The organism is Pirellulales bacterium (genome assembly GCA_036499395.1).
GTDB lineage: Bacteria > Planctomycetota > Planctomycetia > Pirellulales > JACPPG01 > JACPPG01.
Genome location: DASYDW010000114.1, coordinates 1 through 10,300 on the forward strand (window position 1 = coordinate 1; position 10,300 = coordinate 10,300).

At 56.5% G+C, this 10,300-nt stretch carries 8 protein-coding genes; 4 read left to right on the forward strand and 4 right to left on the reverse strand.

Translation table 11 applies throughout. The features are described from left to right. Together VGN12_20205 and VGN12_20210 are read left to right on the forward strand one after the other, a co-directional pair. Positions 1 to 427 (forward strand): hypothetical protein (locus tag VGN12_20205; GenBank protein HEY4311781.1); only part of this gene is annotated, 427 nt, incomplete at its 5' end. 39 nt (positions 428 to 466) lie between these two features. Then, the gene (locus VGN12_20210; GenBank protein ID HEY4311782.1) at positions 467 to 1,234 is read left to right on the forward strand and encodes an alpha/beta hydrolase-fold protein; all 768 of its coding nucleotides are present in this window, start codon (positions 467 to 469) and stop codon (positions 1,232 to 1,234) included. 922 nt (positions 1,235 to 2,156) lie between these two features. Here the strand turns inward: VGN12_20210 and VGN12_20215 are convergent. The 3 genes from VGN12_20215 to VGN12_20225 all read right to left on the reverse strand — a co-directional run bounded on the left by VGN12_20215 (position 2,157) and on the right by VGN12_20225 (position 6,687). Continuing rightward, positions 2,157 to 3,518 carry an alpha/beta hydrolase gene (locus VGN12_20215; GenBank protein HEY4311783.1) on the reverse strand — a complete coding sequence of 454 codons (1,362 nt, stop codon included), beginning with the start codon at positions 3,516 to 3,518 and terminating at the stop codon, positions 2,157 to 2,159. A gap of 851 nt (positions 3,519 to 4,369) precedes the next feature. Further along, positions 4,370 to 5,767: a nitrilase-related carbon-nitrogen hydrolase gene (locus VGN12_20220; GenBank protein HEY4311784.1), complete on the reverse strand. Its 1,398-nt coding sequence runs from the start codon at positions 5,765 to 5,767 to the stop codon at positions 4,370 to 4,372. A 341-nt stretch (positions 5,768 to 6,108) separates the two neighbouring features. After that, complete coding sequence (locus VGN12_20225; protein HEY4311785.1) at positions 6,109 to 6,687, reverse strand: HIT family protein; 579 nt, start codon at positions 6,685 to 6,687, stop codon at positions 6,109 to 6,111. A 430-nt stretch (positions 6,688 to 7,117) separates the two neighbouring features. Between VGN12_20225 and VGN12_20230 the strand changes: the two genes are divergently transcribed. Both VGN12_20230 and VGN12_20235 read left to right on the forward strand, forming a co-directional pair. Further along, the gene (locus VGN12_20230) at positions 7,118 to 8,476 is read left to right on the forward strand and encodes an MFS transporter (GenBank protein HEY4311786.1); all 1,359 of its coding nucleotides are present in this window, start codon (positions 7,118 to 7,120) and stop codon (positions 8,474 to 8,476) included. 236 nt (positions 8,477 to 8,712) lie between these two features. Further along, a complete protein-coding gene (locus VGN12_20235; GenBank protein HEY4311787.1) occupies positions 8,713 to 8,871 on the forward strand; it encodes a hypothetical protein in 159 nt (52 codons plus the stop codon). Between the two features lie 106 nt (positions 8,872 to 8,977). Here the strand turns inward: VGN12_20235 and VGN12_20240 are convergent, their stop codons facing one another. Then, entirely contained in the window at positions 8,978 to 9,328 is a 351-nt protein-coding gene (locus VGN12_20240) for an antibiotic biosynthesis monooxygenase (protein HEY4311788.1), read from the reverse strand. Between the last annotated feature and the right edge of the window lie 972 nt (positions 9,329 to 10,300).

A 10,300-nucleotide genomic window follows, 5' to 3' on the forward strand; every position in this document is an offset into this window, starting at 1 on the left:
GATCGTGCCTGTGACCGGTCTGGCTGTTGCGACCCTCGCGCCCAGGGATGCGGCCAGCGGTTCTGCCATCTTCAACATTTTCCGAAACGTCGGTGGTAGTTTCGGAATCGCGCTTCTGTCCACTCTTGTCACGCGCCGTGAACAATTTCACGATCTGCGGATAGGAGAGGCAGTTACCACCTATTCTCCCATAACGCAGGCCCGTCTTGAGGCAGTGCAACAGAATTTCGTGACCAAAGGCTTCGATCCGGTGACTGCGCTCAAGCAAGGCTACGCCGTCATCAAATCAATCATGAGCCACGACGCATTCATCATGGCGTTCAACGACGCCTTTCTCGTCATTGCTTTCAGTTTGCTCGTGGCCGCCGCAGCCATTTGGGCGTGCAAGGTACCCGGGAAAGGTAAGGCGGGGATGGCCACCGGCTAAGCGCCAGCTCAAACAGGGCGCGCGATGGTCAGACCAGCCTTGAGCCTGATCGTCAACCCGGTATCCTCGCGAGATATGCATCATGACCATCACCGCTGGTACTCACACCGCCTGAATCGCGACATGGGCGTCGCCGTTTATGGCCATTACGGTTTGCCCATCCTCGCCTTCCCCACGAGCTGCGGCGACGAACATGAGCAGGAAGGGCAGGGCATGATCCGCACCCTTGGCCCTTACCTCGACCAGGGACGAATCAGGATTTTCTGCATCAACGGAGTCCAGAGCGATTCGTTCAATAACAAGGGAGCGCACCCCTTCCATCGCAGCTGGCTCCAGGCGCAATACGACGACTACGTAGCGAAAGAAGTCTTCCCCTTCATCGACTCCCAATGCCAGACACCCGGCATAGCGATCACCACCTACGGCGCATCACTGGGCGCCTATCACGCGGCCAACACCCTCTTCAAGCATCCCGACCGGGTGAAACGCTGCTACGCGCTCTCAGGCGTCTACGACCTGCGCGATTCCATGGATGGAATATACGACGACAACTTCTACTTCAATAACCCGGTGGACTACATGGCCAACCAGAATGACCCATGGTTTCTCGATCAATATCGGAGTTGTGACATCCACCTAGCGACTGGCTCCGGCCCGTGGGAAGTGCCGGGCCCGACCTACCGAATGTCTGAAGTGCTCAGGAATCGCGGCATAGCTCATCATCTGGATGACTGGGGCCCGAAGGGCGGTCACGAATGGCCTTACTGGCATCACCAGATGTGGGAATACGTCGGCGCGCACTTCTAACAAAACCGTCCGGCTTGCCTGCGCAGAGTCGCAGTGTTGCCGATCGCACGAAATAGCGCCGACTGACGCATCACTGCGAGGCGATGCCTGGAACCCTGGTAGGAAGGCCAGCAGGATGCTATACGGGAATCACGTATAGCAGTGGAATTACGTCGCCGCCGCGATTATCGAGCATTCGCTAGGTCCGAATTGCCTTCTCGACTATAATTCGCGCACAACCGCGGGGCGCAGCGCGAGCTTGCTCCCACCCGCCAGGGTTCGTTTCGAAATTTGTAACTTCAACGCGGCCTCACTCTACGAGAGATCCTCGCGGTCACACCAACGCTTACATCCGGAGTGGGAAACACTGAGCCGTCATGCGTCGATGCCGACTGTGATGAGGTCGTGCTCCAAAAGCCATTGCCGAAAGACGCTATATGTCAGTCACGTATAGCATCAAATTCATACCCTGAGTTATTGCTGTGCGAGGCGTGCGTCGTTTGTGACGGACGGGAGCAGGCACCAACGGCCCTACCGGCATCACCAGATGTGGGAGTTGGGGGGGCGCACTTAGGACTTTCAGTCGCCATTCTCGTCATCCGCCGCGAAGTGAGACTCTTGTTTCCGAATTCCAAATCTCAAGTGTCAAGTTAGGCGGCGCTCTTGACGGTATAGTGCGCGGCAAAGGCTTTCACAAGGGCGCCTTCACCGTCGCTTATCTCAAGCGCGTGGTCGATTACCTGCACACAGCGCAGGCCGGCTTGGAAGCCATCGCGCCAAAAAAATCTCCTATCTAACAAACTAATTGCCGAAACGCGCCAGCAACTCTTCGAAAGCCGAAGGCATGCTTCAGCTCATGGAAAACTTCCGCGGCAAAGCTTGAGACTTCGGAATGAAATATTGAAACCTGACCCCTATTCGCTATTGAACGGCACGGTGTTACCTAGTGCACGTTGTCGCGCGGTTTTGTAATTTCGGCGTCGCCATAGGCGCCGTGCAGCTGCCCATCGCGAATGAAATCGCGGATCATGGCAAAGTAGCCGGGGGCGTAACAAATCGAAACGCGCGTGCCATCTGGCTTAGTCTCGAACAGAGTTATTCCATGTTCAGCGCGCGGATAAACTGCTAGCATGAGCGGCTGGCCATTGGCTATAAGCGACTTGACGCGGCGACTCGTCTCCGCGCATGGCGCTTCGTAATCCTCCCCGCCCAGGATCCACAACTGCGGCGTCGTATCAGCCCTAAGTGTCGGCATCGGATCGTAATGAAAGGGCGTGCTCCAATTGAATTTCGGAGCCATGGCTCGGAGTTCTGCCTCTGAATAGGGCAGGAACATATAGGTGTAGTTACCGTGCAGATTCTTATACCAGACAGCGTCTTTGTGTTTCGCTCGCACGGCATCGAATTCCTTGAATCCCTGGGTAAACCCGCTCGCAATCACCGTCTCGGCGGCGCGCGCCACTTCGAGTGCCTTGGCAATCTCGGCAGGTGAATGACCTTTTTCGCGCATTTCGATTTCCACTTCCTGCTGGTCTTCATCGATCACGCTGACCGCCAAACCGAAGCAGACGATGACAAAATCAACCGGGGCGCGATTGGCTGCGATGGGAGCAACCCATCCGCCCTGGCTGCCGGCCTGATAACCAACGCGGCCGGCGCGTGCACCAGCCAGACGTCGGGCTTCTCGCATCGCGGCGATCGCGTCGTCGGCCAGCAAGTTGAAATCCTGGCTATAACTGCCTCCGGATTTTCCCGTTCCACGTTTGTCGTAAACAAACACGCCGACATTCTCTGCCGGCAGCATCCGTTGCAGATAGTAACTAATAAGAGCGGAGTCGCGTTCTGCGCCGTGCAACAGAATCACAACCGGCACTTTGTTCTTACCTGCCGGCATGACGAGGCGACCGGCAAGCTTGGTATCGTGACTGCTGAACGTCGTATCCGTTACGTCGAATGCGATGCGATTGCCGGGCATGCCATCGAAATCGATCTTCCCAGTGTTGCAGTCTGAAAATGAAACCGTCTTACCGTCGGCGCGATCGGTCCAGCCGTAGGTGCTGCTCCAGTTTCCCTTTGCCGCCTTATGCAGCGCACCTGTCGTCCCATCAAAGCAACGCCAGCGCAATGCGCCGTCATCTGCTGGCGCAATATCAACAAGGCTTCCATCTTTCAGCCGATAGCTGCCGATGTGGCAATCTGGCGGTTCGACGGCGTGAGCGATCGATCCTGTGAAAAGGACAACGAACAGCGCGATGCTAACGAGATAACTCTCGCCCTTCACCCGTTTTGGTTTCAGTTTTTTCATCAGTTTATCGGGGAACTTCAAGGATAGAGCATTTGATGCAATTTAGCGCTTTCGCAGGAATATTTATGCACATTTTCGCTCGGCTCCGCGTTGACGAAAATCGGGCGGGAACACGTTTCCGATGCGCTGTATGAAGGCCGCTCACTTTAATGAAACGCAAGTCTCGCAGTTATCCTTGGGCGTGGGCATGATCAATTTATGGAATCGTCTCAACATCGGCTTCCGGACCGTCTCTGATTCCGCTGACGAAATGCTGGGCGTAACTAGACGGGGTCGAAATAACGCACTAGCCAACCAGCATGCTCTCTGGTTAGGCGCTGCTACGTTATACGTGGTTCACGTATAGTGACAAGTGTGGCGACTGGGCGCGCATTTCTGAGAACAGTTTCGTTCGCCTGCGTCGGGTGGCAGCGTCGCAACGGCAACAAATCGCTCGACGATTAGCTCCGCTGTGACGCTTCACTTGGAGCAATGCCTTAAACTCTGTAGAAATACCTGCGGGATGCTATACGTGAGTCACGTATAGAATCAAGTCCCGAGTCTGAGTTCCTACTGTGCGAGGCGTGCGTCCTTGGTGGCGACGACGGCCGCAGTCCGGCATCGTCGTGAAAAGAGAGGCAGAGCGGCGGGCGGCGCATGAGGCTTGTCAGCCGGACGGATATCAGGAAGGCATGTCATCACATCTGGGTCCGCAACAACGGCAGTTGGCAAATCATTGCCGGCGTGTCCCCGCCGCTTAACGCTGACGGGAAATGGTTTCTCCCTTAGCCTTTCTACTTTCTAATTTTCGTGTCACTTGCCTGCCCGCCGTGGCGGGTCACTGGCCACTCGTCACTTCCAATAGTCAACCGCTACTTGGCGTCTTTGCGTCGCGCAAACGATAGTCCTACGAGCGCCATGCTCAATACAAGACACCCCCATCCAAAAACATCGCCGATCTTGTCGTAGAGCGTACCGCCGCCGCGGCCGTCGAGCGGAAGATCGCCGACAAGTACGGTGAAGCCGCCGATGGAACGTGCTCTCGCCACCACGCATCCGTAGCGGTCGTTCAAGGTGAGCAAGCCGGCACGTGCGGTGCGCGCCATGGGCACGCCATTTTCCACGCTGCGGAGGATCGCGACGCGGGCATGGCTCCAATCATCCTTGTCAAAATCCCAGGCCGGCACGGCGAGAAGAATTGGTCGCGTCGCGATCTCGTCCGCGCGGATCATCGCTTGGAAATCCATGTCCTTGCAGATTTCGAGGCCTACGCCGTTTGGCAACACTTTCGGGCCTGGCCCAGGCGTGAACACAGCCGATTCGACTCCGGGCACAAGGCGGCGCTTCTCGTATGTGACTGGTGTGGCCGCGCCGGGCGTGAATGACCAGGAGACGTTGCGCTGCGCGCCGTCGAGATAAGTGTTGAAGCCTGCGACAAGCGTGGTGCGCGCTTGAGTTGCCGCGTCGGCGAGCTTCGCCTGCGCCTCTTCGCGCCATGCCGGCGACACCCGCGAAATGTTTTCCGGCAGGACGATCAGCGCAACATGAGCATCGCGGAGCTTCGCGATCTCCCGCACATAGGCATCGATGGCGCTCATAGTCGCAACCCTGTCGTCGTTCCGGATTGCGCCGACGGTCTTGTCGCTTTCAATAAGCGCGACCTTGATCGTTCTCTTGGGCGGCTCCGAGATATGCCAATAGCCGAATGCGGCATTGACCACGAAGAGCGCGAGCGCAATCGCCGCCGGCCAAATGTCGCGCCTTCTGAGGCCGAGTGCGAGACCCGCGGAAACCGCAGCCAGGAGAAACGTGACACCAAGATAGCCGACAAACGCGGCGCTTTGAATCAATATCGGCGCGCCGACTTCCGCCGCCGCAGGCGTTGAGCCCGAGCCGCCAGCGCGATTGAAGCTTGAAAGAAAGTCGAACATCGTCCACAAGGCCGCGAACGCGAACATGGCAGGGATCGCGCCCAGAGCATGATGCACGCGCCGTGCGCCCAAAACCGAGGCTGCGAAAACCAAGGCGGGTCCGCCAATCGCAAGCACCACCACGAAGGGCATCGCTCCGGCATAGGCTGGCAGAATGTTAAGCGCGCCAAGTGCGTAGCCGAGAAACGCCGAGAAGAATGCCGTCCAAGGTTTCGTCTTACCGAACGCAAGCCAGAGCACGGGCACGGGCGCAAGCCAGGCGACCCACCACTGATCGCCAAGCCCAATGGAGAAATAGAAACCGATTGCAGTGAGGAGTGTGCAAACGATCGCGATCATGGAGTTTTCTCCGCCAGGAAGAATTCTTTTCAACGGTGCTCGCGAAAGGCTTTACCACAATCTTCAAGCTGAACACATTTACAGCGGTCCGCTTTTTGCAGAAGACGTTTCATTTTCTTCGCTCTCGCGATCAAATCGTCCATTTCGGTATCTTGCGTTGCGCGAGTAATTGCCAGCGGCGGAATGCCGGCATCCCCTTGCCAAATCCGTGGAAGAGTTGCCGGATCACATGAGAATCTGCCGGAGGCCACGGCTTGCAGCGTGAAGTAGTAAGGAAGAATGCAGACTTCTCGAAATGCACTCCGCGCTCGCGCCCCATCAGGAAATCGTGCGGTCGAGATTTATTTCGGCCAGGCCGCGCGCAGCTTTGCTGCTATCGCGTCATACTCGGACTCCGGCAGCTCCTTTCTCGGCGCCGGACTCCCCGGTGCTTTTCCTCCGAAAGAGGGCACAATGTGAAAATGAGCGTGGTAAACGGTTTGGCTGCTGCTGAGCCCGTTATTTTGGATGACTTTGAAACCGGTTGCCCCTAGGCCTTTTCGCTGCGCAATTGCGGATTTTTGAACCGCGACTAAAAGGTCGCGGAGCTCGTCAGGCTTGAGATCCAACAAATTTCGCGCGCCCATTCGCTTTGGAATCACCAGAACGTGGCCCGGCGCGACGACTTCGCCTCGCGGCATGAAGACCAGCACAAGCTCGTCCTCAAATATTTTCGCCACTCTCTCTTCGCCCCTCACCAACCGAGCAAAAGGATTTTGCGGATCGTATTTGCCATCGAGCCCGGTATCAGTCCCGGGGGGAGGAAGCTCATCAGCGGGAATTTGTTGCGCGGTGAGCGGGCGGAGTGGCATGAAGAGTAGTAGCGCGCTCAACCCGAAAAACATGCCCATGCTTCTCGCGGTATTGAGTTTCAGATTCATGAGACCAGTATCTTCCGGTGATCAAGATGATCAAGACGTCAACAACAGAGGCGGTCGCCGCGGCGAGCCGCGCGACCCACTCCAGTATTTCAACAGTCTCCAAGGCAAGGGAAAGTCCAAAAGTGAAGGAAAAAAAGGACTGAACCCATATCCCTCCTCTGACTTCTGTTCCCTGATTTTAGCGTTTGAAACTCGTTCGTTGCCAGCACTCACTCGCTCCTACCCTCGTCACTTCACCTTCTATGTCGCGAGTCCCGCGCGCTCCATTCAGCATTTCAGTTTTCAGCTTTTCCCTGTTCGTCCGCGGTGAAGAAGGCGAAAGAAGTGACTCTGGCCGATTGATTTCGTTCGCCGTGCTCGCGAGTCGGATTTGGTATTCCTAACCTTGATGTTGCGAGCGCGCGGTTCAGTCTAGATCAGAACTTCGGCAATGGATTCCTCCAAGCACGGCAGCGTACTGGTTTTGCTCGGTGTGCTGTTCACCATCATTCTTGCCGGTCTCGACAACACGATCGTCAGCACGGTCATGCCGGTGGCGTTACCTGAGCTTGGCGGCGCACACCTGTACGCGTGGACGTTTGCGGCTTACATGCTCGCCGCCGCGGTATCGATGCCGATCTGGGGACCGGGCTCCGATCGCTGGGGACGCCGGCGTACGTATCTCGTCGGTATCGTCGCGTTCACAGTGGGGAGCGGACTCTGCGCCATCGCGCGCACGATGATGGAGTTCATTGGCGCTCGGGCCATCCAGGGTATCGGAGCGGGAGCCGTTGCGACTCTTCCGTTTGTTCTGCTCGGAGTTGTTTATCCGCCTAACAAACGTGGCAAGGCATTGGGCGCTGCCAGCAGCGCGTGGGCGGTCGCGAGTGTCGCCGGACCACTCCTTGGCACACTGATTGTGACGCATGTTTCATGGCGCTGGGCTTTCCTCATCAACGTGCCGATTGCCATCATCGCCGGGTTCCTCGTCATCGCCGGAATGCACGAGAGCATCGGACATATTGTCGGCCAATTCGATTTTGCTGGTGCGCTTCTCGCCGGCGCCGGCGGCAGCAGCTTGATGTGGGCATTTGTCGATCTCGGTGAAGGACAAATCGGTCTGATGCAGGCCGCGCTCGTCGGCGCCGGTATCATTCTGCTTGGCATCTTCGTCTGGCATGAGGGACGAACGCCTCACCCGATCCTGCCGTTGACTTTCTTTCATCATGCCGGCTACGCCTCGTCGATTTCTTCGTCATTCCTCGCCTTCTTCAGCGGCTTCGGCCTGAGCGGTTATCTGCCGCTCGCAACCAACGCCGCTTTTCACGATAACCGCGCGTACGTAGGTTTGGTGGTTGGCGCGTTCACCATTGGATGGAGCACGTTCGCTTTCGCTTCTGGACGATTAGTCCATCAAATCGGCGAACGGCTTCCGAGTGTGATAGGAATTATTGTGCATATCCTGGGACTTCTCATTTTGATGGTCGCATTCAAACATGGACTCGGCTGGGTCATCGCTGCGGCGCTCATCGCAGGCGCTGGAATGGGACTGCTCTCGCCCGCGCTCACTGTCGTGGTGCAGAATAGCGTCCCGGTTGCCCGAATGGGTAGCGCGACCACCAGCCAACAATTCATCCGGCAGATCGGTGCCGCACTCGGGATTAGCGCGTTTGTCCTGGCCGCGACCGTAGGCGGATTTCGGTTAGGCTTGCTGTTGATGATTGCAGTTAGCGCGGGAACATTTGTGTGCGTGCTCGCGCTGCCCGCGCACAGTCTCCACGATACACAAACTGATGCTTTAAGTGACTAACAACGAATGAACGCGAATGGACGCGAATAGGGATGGAAACTACAAAATCAATTCCTCTTTATTCCCATCCAATATCCGTCCGCCGCTTAGCACGAGACGCTCCCACTCCAGGCGTGCGTGTTTGAAATTCAGGATGATCCCAACGGGTAAAGTAGTGATCCGGAGATAATTCAACATCTGACCGCGTTCGTGGTCGATGATGTGGTCGATTGTCTTTGTGTCGACGATTAATTTCTGTGCACGACAAGATCCGGTACATACTCGCCTACCAACTCGCCTTTGTACAAAACCTGGTGTCGGTCCTGTTGAGTGAAGGGAATCCCGCGCAGACGAAACTCCACACACAGGCAGTTCTCATAGATTTTCTCGTGCAGCCCGTGGCCGCGAACGTTTAGGACCTCAATGGCGCATCCCACGACCGCGTACACCTCTTTCTGCAATAATAATTCGCGTGTATTAGCGTTCATTCGCGGTTAAATCCTGCGTTTAGGCTTGAGCCGATCAGCTGTGCAATTCGAACCAGGCGGGTTTCAGATGGGCCAGCGGCTCTTTTAGTTTCGCGAGCTCTGCGGCTGGTCCGTGAACTTCGATGCGAATCAAGTCGGCCATCGTCAGCGCCTGAGCCAGCATCGCATCCACGTTTTCCAAGTGTGCCAGCAGCGCTTCAGCGTTGACGTAGCCTTCGCGGCAGAATACTTCGTCGCCGTTGATCGTGAACTCATAGAAAAGATTACCCGTTTCGTCCCGTGTTTTGGCCGCAAACTCCGGCAGAATCGCCTTCAAATGCGGCATCTTATCCGGAGGCACCTTAAAGTAGGGATGCAAACTGACGAATCTCGAAAGTTGATTCATACCTTAATGGTAAACCCTTCCGGAATGCAGGGCGAGGCCAGACGACTTCTCCAGAAGCAAGTACGCCCGCCAACCGGACGAGCTTTGCGATCCTGTTCATCGCGGCGAACAATCGATCGTAAGCTCCGACTCTTTTTGAAAATGGAGTGAAACACCAACCCTATACGTGATTCACGTATAGCATCCATTCACGCTTGTTCGTGGTCGAGGGCTACAGCTACGCGCTCTCGGAAGCCAGAACACTTGGAATTGTCGAGGACCGTTTCCTAATTCTTGATTTCAAGCTCTGCCCGCGGTGTGAGCGAGGACGCGAAGATGATCGCAAGTCTCCATCATTGCGCATTGCACCAGTTGGATCTGCGGTCCCTGCAGCGCAGAACTGGATGCGATCGATAGTTCAGCCATCGTGCGATCCGACGGAGCCGACGGATGGGCCCACAGATTTCCCTGGCAGATGGATGCTATAGCCGGCGGAGATTACGCGGCGTGCCGGTTCTCCAGTTAGCGGATCAGCGACGAGCGGTTCATCGTGGACGCTTTGTTTAACTTCGAATTGGCGCGGCGGGCGCGTCGGGTCCGTCGTCTCGTAGATATATGTTGGCATTGATGTCTCCCTCTTACTTCCAGGCTGCCCAAAGGTCGAGCGACGACGGCGTCATGAGGAGTCAGTGAAAGAGCACTCGGTAAAGAAGAAAGACCAGGGCAGCCGTGAGCGAAATTAATGGCAGGACGTGCCTGGTATTGAACCAGTTCACCGGCGCAGCCGAGGCAGCGATCGTCGGACAATGTCTGCACCTGTTGTCGGCAATACCGAGCGCGTGACCGCAGATGCGGCAGGACTCTAGTGACATGCTGTTTCGCTCCGGGAGCCCTGGCTCTTGTTTATCGAATAAGCAGCTCTTACGCCGCCGCAGCCGTTGGCGAAAGATTCGCAGGCTCCGCGAATGAGTTGCGACCGCGTCGCGAGATCAA